Source organism: Aquabacter cavernae (genome assembly GCF_003993795.1).
GTDB classification, from domain to species: Bacteria; Pseudomonadota; Alphaproteobacteria; order Rhizobiales; family Xanthobacteraceae; genus Aquabacter; species Aquabacter cavernae.
Window position 1 is genome coordinate 18,483 of record NZ_RWKV01000015.1, and the last position, 17,359, is coordinate 35,841.

A 17,359-nucleotide genomic window follows, 5' to 3' on the forward strand; every position below is an offset into this window, starting at 1 on the left:
CTCGATCCTCGTCCGTCCTGGTCCTCAGGGCCCGGCCTTTCCGGAGAAAGGCTTCCGCGGCGGCCCACCGACCCACCACCATTCCGGCGGAAACGCGGGGTGGTGAAACACCATCCCATTCCGCGCCGAAACGGCTCACCGTGCAGTCGCAAGCGGCTGCCCGGAGAACCGTCCATCCCCCAGCGGGGCAAACGGCCCCGGGATTGCTCCCGGGGCCGCGAATGTCACAAGCTCACTTGAGCTCGACCTTGGCGCCAGCCTTCTCGAGCTGAGCCTTGAGCTTCTCGGCCTCGTCCTTGGAAACGCTTTCCTTGACGGGCTTGGGAGCGCCTTCCACCAGATCCTTGGCCTCTTTCAGGCCCAGGCCGGTGATGGCGCGCACTTCCTTGATGACCTCGATCTTCTTGTCGCCGGCGGCAGCCAGGACAACGGTGAACTCGGTCTGCTCCTCAACGGCCGCAGCGGCAGCGCCGCCGGCCGGGGCAGCCGCAACCGCAACGGCGGCAGCGGCGGAAACGCCCCACTTCTCTTCGAGGAGCTTCGCCAGCTCGGCGGCCTCGAGAACGGTGAGGGAGGACAGCTCGTCAACGAGCTTGGTCAGATCAGCCATGGTATGTTCCTAAGATAGGTTCGAATGTCAGGTTTGCGAGATCCAACCGCCTCACGCGGCTTCGTCCTGTTTGGCATAGGCCCCGAACACGCGGGCAAGCTTGGCCGCCGGCGCAGTCGTGAGCTGGGCGATCTTCGTGGCCGGGGCCTGGATGAGGCCGACCAACTTCGCACGCAGTTCGTCCAGCGACGGCAGTGTGGCAAGCGCCTTCACACCGTCGGGATTCAGGGCCGTCGTGCCCATCGCTCCGCCAAGAATGACGAACTTGTCGTTCGTCTTGGCAAACTCGACAGCCACCTTCGGCGCCGCCACCGGATCGCTCGAATAAGCGATGATGGTGGGCCCCTTCAGCAGGGGCGCCACATGGGCGACATCGGAGCCTTCCAGAGCGATTTTGGCGAGGCGGTTTTTAGCCACCTTCACGGTCGCACCATTGGCCTTCATCTGCCGACGCAGTTTCGACATCTGGGCCACGGTGAGGCCGGAATAGTGGGCCACCACGACGACCGAAGTGCTCTTGAACACCTCGGAAAGCGTCGTGACGAGCTGTTGTTTTTCCGCTCGATCCACGTCTGGCTCTCTTTAAGCCTGTGGCGGAACCAGAAAACTGGCGCCGCCGGTTGCACCTTGTCGCCCGTCCGGGGCGGACCGTCCTGATGGACATGCCCGCCGCGCTTCGCGCGACGCTCACATGCCCTGTCCCCTCGGGATCCGGGTCACCGGCCACAAGGTGCTGGTTCGAACCGACCTTCACCGGCAGCGCGGGAGCGCCACCTGAAAAAATTCCGGTCTTCACCCGTCTATGCTGGCCCTCACATATGCCGCCCTCAGGCGGCTTCGAGGATTAAGCCACGCACGAAGCGCGGCGCCTGCAGTCTCGGACAGGACTTGCCCATCCCGGCACCGGCATGCCGATATCAGGATGAACATAAAGGCCGGGCGGGCGAACCCTCCCAGCCCCTCCGACGCCGTTTCCGACGTGGAAGCCTTAACGTCCCTCGTCAATGTATCCATCGCCGGGGAACGGATTCTATAAAGGGTAAAGGACGCGTTGTCACGCCCTTTCCACATATCCCATCATGACGCCCAAGCCTCTCCTTTCACGGAGAGAAGGGCGCATGTGCCAAGATGCGGGCGCCCGAGGCACCCGCATCCTGGAAGCGATCACGCGCCGGAGGCGACGACCGTCGCGGGCTCGACCTTGATGCCGGGGCCCATGGTGGAGCTGACGGCGACGCGCTGCAGATAGGTGCCCTTGGCGCCCGTCGGCTTCGCCTTCACCACCGCGTCAGCGAAGGCGCGGATGTTCTCGGCGAGCTTGTCGGCCGGGAACGAGGCCTTGCCGATACCGGCATGGATGATACCCGCCTTCTCGACGCGGAACTCCACCGCGCCGCCCTTGGCGGCGGCGACGGCGCCCTTCACGTCCATGGTGACGGTGCCGACCTTCGGGTTCGGCATCAGGCCGCGCGGGCCGAGCACCTTGCCGAGACGGCCGACCAGCGGCATCAGGTCCGGGGTGGCGATGCAGCGATCGAAATCGATGGTGCCGCCCTGGATGCTCTCCAGCAGGTCTTCGGCGCCGACGATGTCCGCGCCCGCGGCCTTCGCCTCATCCGCCTTGGCGCCACGGGCGAACACCGCCACGCGCACCGTGCGGCCGGAGCCGTTGGGCAGGTTGCACACGCCGCGCACCATCTGGTCCGCATGGCGGGGATCGACGCCCAGATTGAGCGCCACTTCGATGGTCTCATCGAACTTGGCGGTGGTCCGCTCCTTCAGGAGCGCCAGCGCCTCGTCGAGGCCATACAGCTTCAGGCGGTCGATGCCGTCGCGAGTCGCGCTAATGCGCTTGCCGAGCTTTGCCATCGTCGTCACCCCTGAACCTGGAGGCCCATGGACCGGGCCGAGCCTTCGAGCATGCGCACAGCGGATTCAACCGTGTCGCAGTTCAGATCCTTCATCTTCGTCGCCGCGATCTCATTGAGCTGCGCACGAGAGACCTTGCCGACGGTCGTGCCCTTGCCGGGGGTCTTGGAACCGGAGCCGGGCTTCTTCTTCGTCTCGAGGCCGGCGGCCTTCTTGAGGAAGTAGGAAACCGGGGGGCTCTTCATCTCGAAGGTGAAGGAGCGGTCCTGGTAGACCGTGATGACGACGGGGATGGGCATCCCCTTCTCTTCCTTCTGCGTGGCGGCATTGAACGCCTTGCAGAACTCCATGATGTTCAGGCCGCGCTGGCCGAGCGCCGGGCCGATGGGCGGCGCCGGGTTGGCGCTGCCGGCGGCGACCTGCAGCTTGATGTAGCCGGTAATTTTCTTCGCCATGTCAAACTCCCGAATAAACGCCGACACCCCCGCCTCGAATGGCAGGGTGGGATCGGCCAGGGTCCGTGGTGCGGATCATCGGGGCATTGGCGAGACGCCCCGTCACCTCCCACGTCTTGCGAACCGGGATCACCCGGCTCCGCCTTCCCACCGACGCCAAGCGCCGCCGGGAAGGGCGTTCACATAATCGATGCCGGACAGGCTGACAAGGGGCGCCCCTTCCCACAGGAGAGGCGCCCTGCCTCAGACCTTCTCGACCTGCCCGAATTCCAGCTCCACCGGGGTGGCGCGGCCGAAGATGGAGACCGCCACCTTGAGGCGGGAGCGGGCCTCGTCCACTTCTTCCACGATGCCGTTGAAGGACGCGAAGGGGCCGTCGGAGACCTTCACGGTCTCGCCGACCTCGTAGCTGATGGAGGGCTTCGGCCGCTCGATGCCTTCCTGCACCTGCTGCAGGATGCGCATGGCCTCATTCTCGGAGATGGGCATGGGCTTGTTGTCGGCGCCCAGGAAGCCCGTCACCTTCGGCGTGTTCTTGATGAGATGGAATGCCTCGTCGGTGAGGTCCATCTTCACGAGCACGTAGCCCGGAAAGAACTTGCGCTCGGTGTCCACCTTCCGGCCGCGGCGCACCTCAACCACCTTCTCGGTGGGCACGAGGATGTGCTCGAACAGATCGGCAAGGCCGCGCTGGTCGGCCTGCTCGCGAATGGAGTCCGCCACCTTCTTCTCGAAGTTGGAATAGGCGTGGACGATGTACCAGCGCTTCGCCATGGCGTGTCTCAATGCCCGAGGGAGAGAATCTGACGGATGGCGAACTGCATCACCTGATCGGCCGCCAGGAAAAACAGGGAGGCGACCAGCACCATCACGAACACCATGGCGGTGGTGATGAGGGTCTCGCGCCGGGTCGGCCACGTAACCTTGTTGGTCTCCGTGCGCACCTGCCGGAAGAATTCGACGGGACTGATCTTCGCCATATCGTCTCGGCACGGCCAGCTTTCGCCCGCCTGCGCCTTCTCCTCAGGTTCCGGCGACCTCGAAGCCGTGCTGCGTGGTCGCCGCCGTGAAATCCGGGCCGTATGCCTGCGGCCTTCGACAGTTCCGGACGAACGCTTGCGCGCCCGTGCCGATCCCTCGGCGCGCCTGTGACGCGCCCGGTGCGCCTATTCCCTTGGTGCGTGGCAGGAGTGGAGGGACTCGAACCCCCAACCCCCGGTTTTGGAGACCGGTGCTCTAACCAGTTGAGCTACACTCCTACTGCCCTGAGCACTCAAGGGTATGCGCCCTCGCGCCGGAAATTCGATCCAGCGCATCGGGGTGTGTGTGTCTAGTCAGCGAATGAAGCGCTGTAAAGGGGGCGTGCGCGCTTTCCCTTTGGATTGCCCCCTGCCCCGTGCGGTGCGCCCCAAAAAGAAACGGGCCGGCGCAAGGCCGGCCCGTCCGTCAACCCGTTAAGGGGCGATCACTCGATGATCGCCGCGACCACACCTGCTCCAACCGTACGACCACCTTCACGGATGGCGAAGCGCAGCTTCTCCTCCATGGCGATCGGGACGATCAGCGTCACGTCCATGGACACGTTGTCGCCGGGCATCACCATTTCGGTGCCTTCCGGCAGCGTGCACACGCCCGTCACGTCCGTCGTGCGGAAGTAGAACTGCGGGCGGTAGTTCGTGAAGAACGGCGTATGACGGCCGCCTTCTTCCTTCGTCAGGATGTAGGCTTCGGCCTTGAACTTCGTGTGCGGCTTCACCGTACCCGGCTTGCACACCACCTGGCCGCGCTCCACGTCCTCGCGCTTCGTGCCGCGAACCAGGATGCCGACGTTATCGCCGGCCTGGCCCTGGTCGAGCAGCTTGCGGAACATCTCGACGCCGGTGACCGTGGTCTTCTGCGTCGGACGGATGCCGACGATCTCGACTTCCTCGCCCACCTTCACGATGCCGCGCTCAACGCGACCGGTCACCACCGTGCCGCGGCCCGAGATCGAGAACACGTCTTCGATGGGCATCAGGAACGGCAGGTCAACGGGACGCTCGGGCTGCGGGATGTACTTGTCCACCTGCGCCATCAGCTCGAGGATCGCCTCGGTGCCCAGCTCAGGGGACTTGTTCTCCAGCGCCATCAGCGCAGAGCCCTTCACGATCGGGATGTCGTCGCCCGGGAAATCGTAGGACGAAAGCAGCTCGCGCACTTCCATCTCCACGAGCTCCAGCAGCTCCGGATCATCGACCATGTCGCACTTGTTCAGGAACACCACCAGCGCGGGCACGCCCACCTGGCGGGCCAGCAGGATGTGCTCGCGGGTCTGCGGCATCGGGCCGTCGGCGGCCGACACAACCAGGATCGCGCCGTCCATCTGCGCCGCGCCGGTGATCATGTTCTTCACATAGTCGGCGTGGCCAGGGCAGTCCACGTGCGCATAGTGGCGGTTCGCGGTCTCGTATTCCACGTGCGCCGTGGAAATCGTGATGCCGCGCGCCTTCTCTTCAGGCGCCTTGTCGATCTGGTCATACGCCGTGAACGTCGCGCCGCCCGAGGTCTCGGCAAGAACCTTCGTGATCGCCGCCGTCAGCGACGTCTTGCCATGGTCAACGTGACCAATCGTGCCGATGTTGCAGTGCGGCTTGTTGCGCTCAAATTTTGCTTTGGCCATCGTTCTCTCTCGGTGTGCTCTGATCAGTCCATGGCGCGCCCGAGCGGGCGAAAAGACGCCGTGGGATAGGGGGTTTCCGTGCCGTCCGCAAGGGGCGGCGGGGCGTGGCGCGCAACAGCGCTTCGATTCGGGCCGAATCACGGCACCCCGGCGCCCTGTCATGAATGGTTACGCTTTGGCCAAACTCAGCCATGCCCCGGCCGAAATTCCGCCGTGCTCGCACGGGCAAACTCCGCCTGCTCGCAACAGCCCGAATTGCCGCGGCAGGCGGAACCCGACGAGGCAGCCGATGTACGCCGACAGAGTGACGCCGTTCCAAACCGCACGCCGACCGGAAGGATCCCTTCGCTTCATCCGCTCGTCGCACGTTGCGCGCCCGACGCGATCCCGCCTCCTCGCCTTCGTGCTTGCCGCGACGGCGGTCGCGTCTATCGGCGCCGCGCTTCTCGGGCGGCTCGAAACGGATGCCGTGCACCTCCCCTCCCGCCCTGCGGCGCCCGCGGAACCCGGCCTGTTCGACTTCCAGCAGGTGCGCCAGCAGGTCCCGCCGTCGGTCGATACGGCGCCGGTGGAGAAGATTGTTTCGGTCCCTCCTGCCGCAATCCCCCTCCCCAGGGCGCCGGCACCCGCCAGCGCCCCCGCCCTTCCCGCGGGAGTCGAGCGGTTCGATGCGTGCATGCCGGCATGCGACAGCCGAGACCCCGCGCGCGCCGGCACCCGGAGCATGACGGTGGCCCCCGCCCGGCCCGGCGTCCCCCTGCCGCCCCTCGGCGTGGGGGAAGGCGTCCCGGCCAAGTCCGAGCCCGGCTTCATGGAACGCACGTTCACCGCAACCCGCGATGCCGTCACCGGCGCGACGAACCATGTGGCGGATCAGATGAAGAGCCTGATGGGAGCGAATTGAGGCGCGGGCTTCAGCCCGGAAAGGACGGGGGCGCCCATGCGGCAGGCGCCCTCAGTCGTCCAACGACGAACCCGTGAAACGGAAGGGGCCGGCTGGAGCGGGTGAAGGGAATCGAACCCTCGTATTCAGCTTGGAAGGCTGCTGCTCTACCATTGAGCTACACCCGCATGCCGAAGCGGCACTGCATTCCCTTAGCATGGGGACTGCCGATGGTGGAGGGGGTTGGATTTGAACCAACGTAGGCAGAGCCAACGGATTTACAGTCCGTCCCCTTTAACCACTCGGGCACCCCTCCACAGCCTATCCGCCTGCGACGCAGGCTCACACGGAGCCGCGTCTCTGCCGGAAAGGCGGGCGACGTTATGCGCACCCGCCATGCCCCTGTCAACGTCCCCGCGCCGGAATGCCCGCGCCCGTTGACGAGGATCCGAACTTCCCGGGGCTTTTGATCTGGATCAACGGAGCCCGCGCGCAACTGCATACCAACTCCCTGGATTTTTTCGCTGTTTGAACTTCGCGAACGGGGGGACGGAGTGTGAGCGCGGACGGCTATCTGGAACAGAGGATCCAGTTTCTCGGCATAGACCAGGCGACCAGGGACAATCTGGTATCCGTCAGGGGATTTCTCGCCGAAAACCTCGACACAATCCTGGACGCCTTCTACGGCCATGTCCTGAACTATCCGGATCTCGTGCGCCTCTTCGGCGAGACCAGGCAGCAGCAGGAAGCGGGCATCCGCCGGGCCAAGGCGGGGCAGGTGCGCCACTGGCAGCAGCTCTTCTCCGGCACGTTCGACGAGGCCTATGTGACCTCCGCCCGCGCCATCGGGCAGGTGCACAGCCGGGTCGGCCTGGAGCCGTCCTGGTATATCGGCGGCTACCTGATCCTCCTCAATTACCTCAATGCCTCCGTGAGCCGGAAGGTGGGACGCCTGCGCCGCCCCGTGGTGCCGCCCGATCAGGCGCCGCTTGTGATGGAGGCCATCAGCAAGGTGGTCATGTTGGACATGGACATCGCCATCTCCACCTATCTGGCGGAGATCCGGCGCGCCCATGACGGACGGCTGGCCCAGTCCTTCGAGACCTCCGTTTCCAGCCTGGTGGGCGCTATCCTCGCCTCCGCCGTCACGCTCGGCGACGGCGCCGGGGCGGTGACCGGCGCCGTGGACCGCACCCGGAGCCTTGCCACCGAATCGGCCCAGGCCGCCGAGCAGGCATCGCTGAACACCCAGTCGGTGGCCGCCGCCACGGAGGAACTGGCCTCATCCAGCGGCGAAATCTCCCGGCAGGTGCAGCACGCCAATGCCATCGCCACGGGCGCCGCCGACGAGGCGGGCCGGGCGCAGACGGTGGTGGAGGGCCTCGCGGAGGCCGCGCGCGGCATCGGCAAGATCGTGGAGTTGATCCAGTCGGTGGCCGCGCAGACCCGCCTTCTCGCCCTCAATGCCACCATCGAGGCCGCGCGGGCGGGGGAATCGGGCAGAGGCTTCGCCGTGGTCGCCAGCGAGGTGAAGGCCCTCGCCACCCAGACCGAGCAGGCCACCAACGAGATCGCCTCCCAGATCGCCCGCATCCAGGCCGCCTCCGCCCAGACCACGCAGGTGATCACCGGCATCGGCGGCACGATCCGGGAGATCGAGACCATCTTCGGCTCCATCGCCACCGCCATCGAGGAGCAGCTTGCCACGGCGGGCGAGATCAGCGGATCGGTTCAGCGCGCGGCGGCGGAGACGGCCAGCATCGCCGGCAACATGACCGCCGTCATTCTGGCCGCCGAGGGGGCGGCGGAGAGCGGCGAGAATGTACGCTCCATCTCCCGCCAGATCGTCACCGAGGCGCAGAGCCTCGACGGGCACGCCCACGCCTTCCTCGCCTCCATCGAGACGCAGAAGGTCGCGAAGGCGCACTGATGCGGGTTCTTCTGGGATGAGCGGCCGGTCACGGCGGACCGGCTGCGCGGCGGGATGGTGGAGGGGGTTGGATTTGAACCAACGTAGGCAGAGCCAACGGATTTACAGTCCGTCCCCTTTAACCACTCGGGCACCCCTCCAGGTTCCCGCCCCTCGGGACGCATCGCGCACGCACCCGTCAACGGGGTGCCCCAAGGAGGCGCCGTTATGTAAAAGCGCCCCCGCGAAGTCAACCGCAAATATGCGGCGCACGAAATATGCGGCGCACGGGCGCGAAATCATGCAGAGGCCGGGGGTCCTGCCCGAAGGGGCCCCCTGCGACTGCCCCGAAACAACGCCGGCATGTAACCACCCTACCGGCCGGATCGCGAACCCACCCGGCCATGAGGGACTGTTGCAAGGCGGGCTTTTGACGGGCAGCCTCTTGCACGCAACCGCACCGTCTGACAAAGCCATGGCATGTCCGAACCTCCGCACCGCCCCGCCCGCTCCGGCCCGCATCGCCCCTTCAAGGCGGGTGGCCGCCCGTTTGCCGGCGGCGGACGGCCGCAGCCCCGCAAAAGCGGGCGCCCCCCGGCCTGGGAAGGCGAAAACGATATCGCGCTTCTCTATGGCTGGCACACGGTGGGAGAGGCGCTGAAGAACCCTAAGCGGAAGTTCCGTCGCATCCTCGCCACCGAGAATGCGGTGAAGCGGCTCGCCGACGAGGGCATCACGCTGCCCCGCGACCCCGAAGTGGTTCGCCCTTCCGAGATCGACAAGCTGCTGGGGGCGGACGCGGTCCACCAGGGCCTGCTGGCGGAATGCGACCACCTGCCCTCCCCGCCTCTGTCCAAGGTGGCGCGCCACGACCTCGTCCTGGTGCTGGACCAGATCACCGACCCGCACAATGTGGGCGCCATCGTGCGTTCGGCGGCCGCCTTCGGTGTGGGCGCCATCATCACCACCTCCCGCCACAGCCCCGTCGCCACCGGCGTTCTCGCCAAGAGCGCCTCGGGCGGCCTGGAGCATGTGCCGTTCTGCCTCGTCCAGAATCTCTCCCGCGCGCTCACGGAACTGAAGTCCGAGGGCATGCTGGTGGTGGGCCTCGACAGCGAGGGGCCGGCCGACATTGAGGACACCGCGCTGCGCGCCCCGCTCGCTCTGGTGCTGGGGGCCGAGGGCAAGGGCCTGCGCCAGCTCACCCGCGAGACCTGCGACGTGCTCGCCCGCATCGACCTGCCGGGCGTCATCAAGAGCCTCAATGTCTCCAACGCCGCCGCTTTGTCGCTGGGCATCGCCCGGCGGGCGCTCAAGCGCACGGCCTGAGCCCCCGGCCGGAGCCCGCTCCGGTTGTGCGTTATTAGACCATTGACCAATCGTGCATCCGCCGCAGTTCGGTCATCTTCTTGTCGTGGCGCGATGCGCCCGACTCGGACAGTTCGCGCGAATAACGACGCGGATAGACGAATCGCCGGAGGAAACGCCAATCCCCAACCCGCCTGAGCGCGGGATGGGTACGCCAATTTTTCTCCTGCCATCGTTCCGGGCCTGGGTCAGCGCCTGCCGTTTCCCGCGAAGGGAGCCGGCAATCGATCTGGGAGGAGAAACCTATGGCTGTAACGACCGCACCGGCCGCCAAGTCGGCGCCGATGACGAAGGAGGAGCGGAAGGTCATCGTTGCCTCCTCCGCCGGTACCGTCTTCGAGTGGTATGACTTCTATCTGGCCGGCTCGCTCGCCGCGAACATCGCGGCCACCTTCGTGCCCGGCACCAACGACACCGCGAAGTTCATCTTCGTGCTGTTCGGCTTCGCCGCGGGCTTCGCGGTGCGCCCCTTCGGCGCCATCTTCTTCGGCCGCCTCGGCGACCTCATCGGCCGCAAATACACCTTCCTCATCACCATGGTGATCATGGGCATCGCGACCTTCGTGGTCGGCGTCCTGCCCGGATACGACACGATCGGCTATCTCGCCCCCGTCGCCTTCATCATCTGCCGCCTGCTCCAGGGCCTCGCGCTCGGTGGCGAATATGGCGGCGCGGCGACCTATGTGGCCGAGCACGCCCCCCATGGCCGGCGCGGCTTCTACACCTCGTGGATCCAGACCACCGCCACGGTGGGCCTGTTCCTCTCGCTGCTGGTCATCCTGACGCTGCGCCTCAGCATGTCGCCCGAAGCCTTCGCGGCGTGGGGCTGGCGCGTGCCGTTCCTGCTCTCCATCATCCTGCTGGGCTTCTCCATCTGGATCCGCCTGCAGCTGCAGGAATCCCCGGCCTTCCAGAAGATGAAGGCGGAAGGCACCCGCTCCAAGGCCCCCCTGAAGGAAGCCTTCGGCCGCTGGGACAATGCCAAGATCGCGCTTATCGCGCTGTTCGGCGGCACCGCCGGCCAGGCCGTGGTCTGGTATACTGGCCAGTTCTACGCGCTGTTCTTCTTGACACAGACAATGAAGGTGGACGGAACAACAGCGAACCTCGTGATCGCCTTCTCGCTGCTCATCGGCACGCCCTTCTTCATCTTCTTCGGCTGGCTCTCGGACAAGGTCGGCCGCAAGCCCATCCTGCTGCTGGGCTGCCTCATCGCGGCGGCGACCTACTTCCCGCTGTTCCATATGATCGCCCAGACGGCCAACCCCAAGCTGGTGGCAGCGACCGAGAACGTGAAGATCGTTCTCACCGCCGACCCGGCCCAGTGCGGCACGCTGTTCGATCCCGTCGGCGTGCGCGTGTTCACCCGCCCCTGCGACGTGTTCCGCCGGACGCTGGCTACCAACTCCATGCACTATAGCCTGGTGCCCGGTCCCGCCGGCTCCCCGCTGGCCGCCACGGTCAACGGCACCCCGGTGGCCATTCCGGACACCGACAAGACGGGCGCGATCCTCGTGGCGGCCGCCCAGGGCGCCGGCTATCCCAAGGCGGGTGATGCCAGCATCCTGAAGCAGCCCTCGGTCGGCGGCGTGCTCACGGACAGCCGCTCGCTCACCCTGATCGGCCTCCTGTTCATCCTGGTCCTCTACGTGACCATGGTGTACGGCCCGATCGCCGCACTGCTGGTGGAACTCTTCCCCACCCGCATCCGCTACACCGGCATGTCGCTGCCCTACCACATCGGCAACGGCTGGTTCGGTGGCTTCCTGCCGCCCACCGCCTTCGCCATCGTGGCGGCCTCCGGCAACATCTTCGCCGGCCTCTGGTATCCGGTCGTGGTCGCGGTCATGACCCTGATCATCGGCTTCTTCCTGCTGCCGGAGACCAAGGACCGCAACCTGGAAGACTGGCACTGAGCCATCCCCGGCCGGGCCCGCCCCGGCCGGACGGCCCGCCGCAATACCGGACGGCCCCGCCTTGGCGGGGCCGTCTGCGTTTCGGGCTCGCCCCTTTCCGCGACCAGCGGAGCCGATCGCGCTCCATCCCCTTTGTGTCAGCACGCCTCCTTCATGCGCCTCGCTTCACACGCCGCCTGGAAAGGCTCTAAGACTTTCCGTGACGCCATGCCCTGGGGAGAGGACCGATGTCGGTGACGAGCCGCATTTACGCATCGCTGAAGGCATCCGTCGGCGACATCGTTTTCGGAATGGAAGATGGCACCGTCTCCATTTTCGGCCTCGTCTTCGGCGTGGCCATGAGCACCAATAATCCCCAGACCGTGCTGATCGCGGGCGCCACGGGCGCGGCGGCCGCCGCTGTCTCCATGATGGCGGGAAGCTATCTGGACGCGGAATCGGTGCGCGATGCGCGCCGCGCCCGGCGCAGCGGCACCGTGGACCCGGCGCTCGCCAAGGCCGACGCCGCCGCCGTCACCGCCGCCCTCACGCGCGGCGGCATGGCGCCCGCGGACGTGGCCACCGTCTCCGCCGCCCTGGAGCGCGCGCCGCGCGCCGCCATGGGCCTGCGCTCCGAACTGGCCGATGCCGATGACGGCGCGACGCCGTCGTCCCATGCCTTCTGGATGTTCGTCTCGGACCTGTTCGCGGGCTTCACGCCGGTCCTCCCCTTCGCCTTCCTGCCCATGGAAAGCGCGCGCATCGTATGCGTGGCGCTCACCGCCGTGCTCCTGCTCGCGCTGGGCGTGGGGCGCGGCCTGGTGGCGAAACGCTCCATCGTGCGCGCCACGCTGGAGACCTTCGTGATCGCGGTCTCCGCCGCGCTGGCCGGCATCGCCATGGGCCACCTGCTCTCCTGAGCCGGCACGATCTTCCCGCCTTCAACGCCGCGAGGTTGACGCTGCGCGGCGGGCGGGAGATAGAGGCGGAACGCTCCCGCACAAAACGCGGCACACGACAATCGGTTACGTTGTGTCGCCATGCGGTAAGCTATTGGAATTAAGACCCGTTTCCTGGTGATGCCGGCTTAGCACAGCGGTAGTGCAGCGGTTTTGTAAACCGAAGGTCGGGGGTTCGATCCCCTCAGCCGGCACCATTTTCCCTTCCGGCATCGAAGATCGCCTCCCTTCCGGGATCCCCATCCGCCTGCCGTCGGCCTTGACACGATTCATTCGTACAGAAACAATCTTGGAACTGTTGCAAAATCAGACCGCGACATAAATCGCGCCGCCAGAACAACCAGAGGGGCGGACATGAGCGTTGGCAGGACCTGCCCGCATGCCTGTGCGTGCGGCGCCGGAGGCGTGCATCCGTGACCGGGACGGCTCCCAGCGCCCCGACGGTGATGCTGACTGTCAACGGCACGGCGCACAGCCTCGCGCTGCCGGGCGACACGCCCCTTCTTTATGTGCTGCGCAACGATCTCGGCCTCAACGGTCCCAAATTCGGCTGCGGGCTCGGCGAGTGCGGCGCCTGCACCGTGCTCATGGATGGCATGGCCACCCGCGCCTGCGTCACCCGGCTCGCCACCGCCGCGGGCCGCGATATCGTCACCCTGGAAGGGCTGGGCACGCTGGATGCGCCCCATCCGGTGCAGGCCGCCTTCATCGCCGAGCAGGCGGCCCAGTGCGGCTATTGCCTGAACGGCATGATCATGGGCACCGCCGCCTTCCTCGCCCGCAACCCTACCCCTACGGAGGCGGAGGCCCGCGCTGCGCTGCGCCACCATCTGTGCCGGTGCGGCACACATCTGGAGATCCTGCGGGCCGTGATGCGCGCAGCCGATCTCCTCAAAGCCGCCGAAGGCCCGTCCGCATGAGCGCGCCGCACGTCAGCGAGCCAAAGCCGGACCGCGACGCCCTCCTCACGCGCACAGGCACGCTGGCAGTGCTGCGCCCGTCCCAGCATGTGCGCGGACTGGTGCCCACCCCGCCCCCGCGCGAGGGCGCGCTGGACCTGTTCCTGTTTCTCGATGACGAAGGCGCGGTCCTCGCCTTCAACGGCCATGTGGACCTGGGAACCGGCATCCGCACCGCCCTTGCCCAGATCGTGGCCGAGGAACTGGACGTGCCCTTCGCAGCCGTCACCATGGTGCTGGGCCATACGCAGGCGACGCCCAACCAGGGCGCCACCATCGCCAGCGACAGCATCCAGGTGTCGGCGACGCCGCTGCGGCGGGCTGCGGCGCAGGCGCGGCGCCATCTGGTGGGGCTCGCCGCCGAAGCGCTCGGCCTGCCCGCCGAAGACCTCACCGTCACCGAGGGCGTGGTCCATCCCCGCGCGGGCGGCAATGCGGGCATCACCTATGGCGCGCTGCTGGCGGGACGGCGGGAACGGCTGCTGCTGGCGGACGAGGTAGCGCTGAAGCCCGTTGCCGAGCACCGGGTCATCGGCCGCCGCATGCCGCGCGTGGACATTCCGGCCAAGGCCACCGGCAGCTTCGTCTATGTGCATGACGTGCGGGTGCCGGGCATGCTGCACGGGCGCGTGGTGCGGCCCCCTTATGCGGGGGTGGATGCGGGCGACTTCATCGGCAAGAGCCTGATCCGGGTGGAGGAAGCTTCCATCGCCCATATTCCGGGCGTGGTGGCAGTGGTCACGCACGGGGATTTCATCGGCATCGTCGCCGAGCGGGAGGAGCAGGCGGCGGAGGCGGCACGGCGCCTCGTGGTCCATTGGAAGCCCACCCCGCCCTTGCCGGACCTCACCGACGTGGCGGGCGCGCTGCGCGCCAATCCCAGCGACGCCCGCACCCTCTTGGACAAAGGCGACGTGGAGGCGGCGCGGGCGGGCGCGGCGGTGAAGATGGACCGCGTTTATGTGTGGCCCTACCAGATGCACGCCTCCATCGGCCCCTCCTGCGCGGTGGCGGATGTGGGACCGGACGGCGCGGTCATCTGGTCGGGCACACAGAACCCCTATCCGCTGCGGGCGGACATCGCGCTGCTGCTGGGCCTGCGGGAAGAGACCATCGAGATCATCCGCCACGAGGCGGCGGGCTGCTACGGGCGCAATTGCGCGGATGACGTGGCGGCGGACGCTGCGCTCCTGTCCCGCGCCGTGGGGCGCCCGGTGCGGGTGCAGCTCACCCGCGAGCAGGAACATGCCTGGGAGCCGAAGGGCGCTGCCCAGCTCATGGAGATCAAGGGCGGGATCAACGCGGACGGCACCCCGGCCGCCTATGACTTCTCCACCCGCTATCCCTCCAACGCCGCAACCACCCTCGCCTTGCTGCTGACGGGCCGGGTTCCGGCGGTCAATCCCGTGTTCGAGATGGGCGACCGCACGGCCATCCCGCCCTATGCCTACGACCATATGCGCGTGGTGGCCCACGACATGGCGCCCATCGTGCGGGCAGCATGGCTGCGGGGCGTCTCGGCGCTGCCCAATTCCTTCGCCCATGAGAGCTATGTGGACGAACTGGCGGCGGAGGCGGGCGTCGACCCCGTGGACTATCGCCTGCGCCATCTGCACGACCCGCGCGCCGTGGACCTCGTGAAGGAAGTGGCGGCGCGCGCGGGATGGGCGCACCGCACGGAGCCGCGCCGCGAAGTGGTGGATGGCGACGTGGTGCGCGGCCAGGGCTTCGCCTACGCGCTCTATGTGCACTCCAAATTCCCCGGCTACGGCGCGGCCTGGTCCGCCTGGGTGGCCGAGGTGGAAGTGAACACGACCACCGGCGACGTGGCGGTGAAGCGCGTGGTGGTGGGGCAGGATTCCGGGCTCATGATCAACCCGGCCGGGATCGAGCACCAGATCCACGGCAATGTCATCCAGTCCACCAGCCGGGCGCTGAAGGAAGAGGTGAGCTTCACCGACACCGCCGTGGCGAGCCGGGAATGGGGTGCCTATCCCATCCTCACCTTCCCGGAAGTGCCGGTCATCAATGTGGTGCTGATGCCGCGCCCGGACGATCCGCCGCTGGGCAGCGGGGAATCCGCCTCGGTGCCCAGCGCGGCGGCCATCGCCAACGCCATTTTCGACGCCACGGGCGTACGCATGCGCGAGCCGCCCTTCACGCCGGACAAGGTGCGCGCGGCGCTGGCGGGCGAGGCCCCGCCCCGCCCGCCCAAGCCGGAGAAGGCGAAGCGCAACTGGTTCACTCTCGCGGGCGCGGCGCTGGCGGGGGCGCTGGGCATGGCGGCGGTGGCCTTGCCGATGCGCGGCACCATCGCCCCCATCACCCCGCCCGACCCCACAAGCTTCTCGGCGGACATGATCGCGCGCGGGCGCCAATTGGCAGCGCTGGGCGACTGCGCGGTCTGCCACACCGTGCCGGGCGGCGCGGAGAATGCCGGCGGGCGGGCCATGGAGACCCCGTTCGGCACAGTCTATTCCACCAATCTCACGCCGGACCCGGAGACGGGCATCGGCCGCTGGTCCTATGCCGCCTTCGAGCGGGCCATGCGGGAAGGCATCTCGCGGGACGGGCGCCACCTCTATCCCGCCTTCCCCTACACCGCCTTCACCAAGGCCACCGACACGGACCTCCAGGCGCTCTACGCCTATCTCATGTCGCAGCCCCCGGTCTCCGCGCCGACGCCGGACGCCCACATGGCCTTTCCCTTCAACATCCGTCCGCTCATGGCGGGCTGGAACGCGCTGTTCCTGAAGCCCGGCCAGATGGAGGCGGACCCCGCCCGCTCACCCCAATGGAATCGCGGGCAATATCTGGTGGAAGGGCTCGGCCATTGCGGCGCCTGCCACACGCCGCGCAATGCGCTGGGCGCCGAGAAGGCCGGGGCGGCGCATCTGGCGGGCGGGTGGGTGGACGGGTGGGAGGCGCCCGCCCTCACGAGCCTGTCCTCCGCCCCCATCCCCTGGAGCGAGGCGGAGCTTTATTCCTACCTGCGCACTGGCTTCTCGCGCTTCCACGGCACCGCCGCCGGTCCCATGGCGCCGGTGGTGCAGGAACTGGCTCATCTGCCCGACGCCGACATCCGCGCCATGGCCACCTATCTCGCCTCTTTCTCCGGCCCGGCCATGGCGGATCCGGCCATCAAGGCGGCGGAGCTGAATGCGCGAGCGGAGAGCACGCTGCGCCCGCTCGATACGCTGGGCGGCAAGCTCTATGAGGGCGCCTGCGCGGCCTGCCATTCGCAGAACGGCCCCACCTTGTTCGGCGTGCGCCCCTCCCTCGCCCTCAACACCAATGTGCATGCGGCGCGGTCGGACAATCTCATCCGGGTGATCCTGGACGGCATCCCCTCCCCCGCCGCCCGCGACCTCGGCGACATGCCCGCCTTCCGCGACAGCCTGGATGACGGGCAGGTGGCGGCTCTGGCGCGCTATATCCGCTCCACCTTCGCGCCCGACGCCCCCGCCTGGGAGGGGCTGGACGGAACCGTGGCGCGGCTGCGGGGGATGAAGGGCACGCACTGAGGGGTATCGGGAGGGCGCGCACATTTCCCCCTCCCAACCTCTCCCCGGCACATTTCCCCCTCCCAACCCTCCCCCGCAAGCGGGAGAGGGCTTTCCCTCCCGCACAACGCAAAGCCCCCTCTCCCGCTTGCGGGGGAGGGCTGGGGAGGGGGAAGCCTGCAGCCCAGCCACGTCACCATTCAGCCCATATGGCGGGCACGCCTAAAAACTCCTCAGCCAGATCCCCGCATGACCGTTGACAGCCACCCCGCGCACTCGTAATTTTCATT

General features: G+C 67.5%; 14 protein-coding genes and 5 tRNA genes. 8 read left to right on the forward strand and 11 right to left on the reverse strand.

Annotated features, from left to right (window positions below; translation table 11 throughout):
• Window positions 1-232 precede the first annotated feature (232 nt).
• From rplL to tuf, 8 genes are all read right to left on the reverse strand, one after another.
• Window positions 233-610 (reverse strand): 50S ribosomal protein L7/L12, encoded by a 378-nt coding sequence (rplL, locus tag EJJ38_RS13495; protein WP_127090668.1) that lies wholly within the window; start codon window positions 608-610, stop codon window positions 233-235.
• Between the two features lie 51 nt (window positions 611-661).
• Window positions 662-1,180 carry a 50S ribosomal protein L10 gene (gene rplJ, locus EJJ38_RS13500; protein WP_127090669.1) on the reverse strand — a complete coding sequence of 173 codons (519 nt, stop codon included), beginning with the start codon at window positions 1,178-1,180 and terminating at the stop codon, window positions 662-664.
• Window positions 1,181-1,774: 594 nt separating this feature from the next.
• Window positions 1,775-2,479 (reverse strand): 50S ribosomal protein L1, encoded by a 705-nt coding sequence (rplA, locus tag EJJ38_RS13505; protein WP_127090670.1) that lies wholly within the window; start codon window positions 2,477-2,479, stop codon window positions 1,775-1,777.
• Between the two features lie 5 nt (window positions 2,480-2,484).
• Entirely contained in the window at window positions 2,485-2,934 is a 450-nt protein-coding gene (rplK, locus tag EJJ38_RS13510) for a 50S ribosomal protein L11 (protein ID WP_127090671.1), read from the reverse strand.
• Window positions 2,935-3,177: 243 nt separating this feature from the next.
• The gene (nusG, locus tag EJJ38_RS13515; protein WP_127090672.1) at window positions 3,178-3,708 is read right to left on the reverse strand and encodes a transcription termination/antitermination protein NusG; all 531 of its coding nucleotides are present in this window, start codon (window positions 3,706-3,708) and stop codon (window positions 3,178-3,180) included.
• Between the two features lie 8 nt (window positions 3,709-3,716).
• Complete coding sequence (gene secE, locus EJJ38_RS13520; protein ID WP_127090673.1) at window positions 3,717-3,914, reverse strand: preprotein translocase subunit SecE; 198 nt, start codon at window positions 3,912-3,914, stop codon at window positions 3,717-3,719.
• Between the two features lie 202 nt (window positions 3,915-4,116).
• Window positions 4,117-4,193 (reverse strand) — tRNA-Trp (locus EJJ38_RS13525).
• A gap of 206 nt (window positions 4,194-4,399) precedes the next feature.
• Entirely contained in the window at window positions 4,400-5,593 is a 1,194-nt protein-coding gene (tuf, locus tag EJJ38_RS13530; protein WP_127089568.1) for an elongation factor Tu, read from the reverse strand.
• 289 nt (window positions 5,594-5,882) lie between these two features.
• Here tuf and EJJ38_RS13535 point away from each other — a divergent pair, with 289 nt between their 5' ends.
• Window positions 5,883-6,497: a hypothetical protein gene (locus EJJ38_RS13535; RefSeq protein WP_127090674.1), complete on the forward strand. Its 615-nt coding sequence runs from the start codon at window positions 5,883-5,885 to the stop codon at window positions 6,495-6,497.
• Between the two features lie 93 nt (window positions 6,498-6,590).
• Here the strand turns inward: EJJ38_RS13535 and EJJ38_RS13540 are convergent.
• Both EJJ38_RS13540 and EJJ38_RS13545 read right to left on the reverse strand, forming a co-directional pair.
• A tRNA-Gly gene (locus tag EJJ38_RS13540) sits at window positions 6,591-6,664 on the reverse strand.
• A gap of 43 nt (window positions 6,665-6,707) precedes the next feature.
• Window positions 6,708-6,792: transfer RNA gene (locus tag EJJ38_RS13545), tRNA-Tyr, on the reverse strand.
• Between the two features lie 240 nt (window positions 6,793-7,032).
• On the opposite strand from EJJ38_RS13545, the gene EJJ38_RS13550 reads away from it, so the two are divergent.
• Window positions 7,033-8,406: a globin-coupled sensor protein gene (locus tag EJJ38_RS13550; protein ID WP_127090675.1), complete on the forward strand. Its 1,374-nt coding sequence runs from the start codon at window positions 7,033-7,035 to the stop codon at window positions 8,404-8,406.
• A 55-nt stretch (window positions 8,407-8,461) separates the two neighbouring features.
• On the opposite strand, the gene EJJ38_RS13555 is transcribed toward EJJ38_RS13550, so the two are convergent.
• A tRNA-Tyr gene (locus EJJ38_RS13555) sits at window positions 8,462-8,546 on the reverse strand.
• Between the two features lie 319 nt (window positions 8,547-8,865).
• On the opposite strand from EJJ38_RS13555, the gene EJJ38_RS13560 reads away from it, so the two are divergent.
• The 6 genes from EJJ38_RS13560 (at window position 8,866) to EJJ38_RS13585 (ending at window position 17,090) form a co-directional block, all read left to right on the forward strand.
• On the forward strand, window positions 8,866-9,714 hold the full coding sequence (locus EJJ38_RS13560; RefSeq protein ID WP_164738507.1) for a TrmH family RNA methyltransferase: 849 nt from the start codon (window positions 8,866-8,868) through the stop codon (window positions 9,712-9,714).
• Window positions 9,715-9,998: 284 nt separating this feature from the next.
• Window positions 9,999-11,669: an MFS transporter gene (locus EJJ38_RS13565; protein ID WP_127090676.1), complete on the forward strand. Its 1,671-nt coding sequence runs from the start codon at window positions 9,999-10,001 to the stop codon at window positions 11,667-11,669.
• Window positions 11,670-11,896: 227 nt separating this feature from the next.
• A complete protein-coding gene (locus EJJ38_RS13570; RefSeq protein WP_127090677.1) occupies window positions 11,897-12,568 on the forward strand; it encodes a VIT1/CCC1 transporter family protein in 672 nt (223 codons plus the stop codon).
• A gap of 161 nt (window positions 12,569-12,729) precedes the next feature.
• Window positions 12,730-12,804: transfer RNA gene (locus tag EJJ38_RS13575), tRNA-Thr, on the forward strand.
• A gap of 249 nt (window positions 12,805-13,053) precedes the next feature.
• The gene (locus EJJ38_RS13580) at window positions 13,054-13,527 is read left to right on the forward strand and encodes a (2Fe-2S)-binding protein (protein ID WP_127091065.1); all 474 of its coding nucleotides are present in this window, start codon (window positions 13,054-13,056) and stop codon (window positions 13,525-13,527) included.
• Entirely contained in the window at window positions 13,524-17,090 is a 3,567-nt protein-coding gene (locus tag EJJ38_RS13585) for a molybdopterin cofactor-binding domain-containing protein (RefSeq protein WP_127090678.1), read from the forward strand. The genes EJJ38_RS13580 and EJJ38_RS13585 overlap by 4 nt, the downstream gene beginning before the upstream one ends.
• Window positions 17,091-17,359 lie beyond the last annotated feature (269 nt).

Excerpts from the sequence above, each read along its gene's own strand:
- rplL (WP_127090668.1), bottom strand. The coding sequence starts at position 610 with ATGGCTGATCTGACCAAGCTCGTTGACGAGCTGTCCTCCCTCACCGTT.
- rplA (WP_127090670.1), bottom strand. The coding sequence starts at position 2,479 with ATGGCAAAGCTCGGCAAGCGCATTAGCGCGACTCGCGACGGCATCGAC.
- rplK (WP_127090671.1), bottom strand. The coding sequence starts at position 2,934 with ATGGCGAAGAAAATTACCGGCTACATCAAGCTGCAGGTCGCCGCCGGC.
- nusG (WP_127090672.1), bottom strand. The coding sequence starts at position 3,708 with ATGGCGAAGCGCTGGTACATCGTCCACGCCTATTCCAACTTCGAGAAG.
- secE (WP_127090673.1), bottom strand. The coding sequence starts at position 3,914 with ATGGCGAAGATCAGTCCCGTCGAATTCTTCCGGCAGGTGCGCACGGAG.
- tuf (WP_127089568.1), bottom strand. The coding sequence starts at position 5,593 with ATGGCCAAAGCAAAATTTGAGCGCAACAAGCCGCACTGCAACATCGGC.
- EJJ38_RS13535 (WP_127090674.1), top strand. The coding sequence starts at position 5,883 with ATGTACGCCGACAGAGTGACGCCGTTCCAAACCGCACGCCGACCGGAA.
- EJJ38_RS13560 (WP_164738507.1), top strand. The coding sequence starts at position 8,866 with ATGTCCGAACCTCCGCACCGCCCCGCCCGCTCCGGCCCGCATCGCCCC.
- EJJ38_RS13565 (WP_127090676.1), top strand. The coding sequence starts at position 9,999 with ATGGCTGTAACGACCGCACCGGCCGCCAAGTCGGCGCCGATGACGAAG.
- EJJ38_RS13570 (WP_127090677.1), top strand. The coding sequence starts at position 11,897 with ATGTCGGTGACGAGCCGCATTTACGCATCGCTGAAGGCATCCGTCGGC.
- EJJ38_RS13580 (WP_127091065.1), top strand. The coding sequence starts at position 13,054 with ATGCTGACTGTCAACGGCACGGCGCACAGCCTCGCGCTGCCGGGCGAC.
- EJJ38_RS13585 (WP_127090678.1), top strand. The coding sequence starts at position 13,524 with ATGAGCGCGCCGCACGTCAGCGAGCCAAAGCCGGACCGCGACGCCCTC.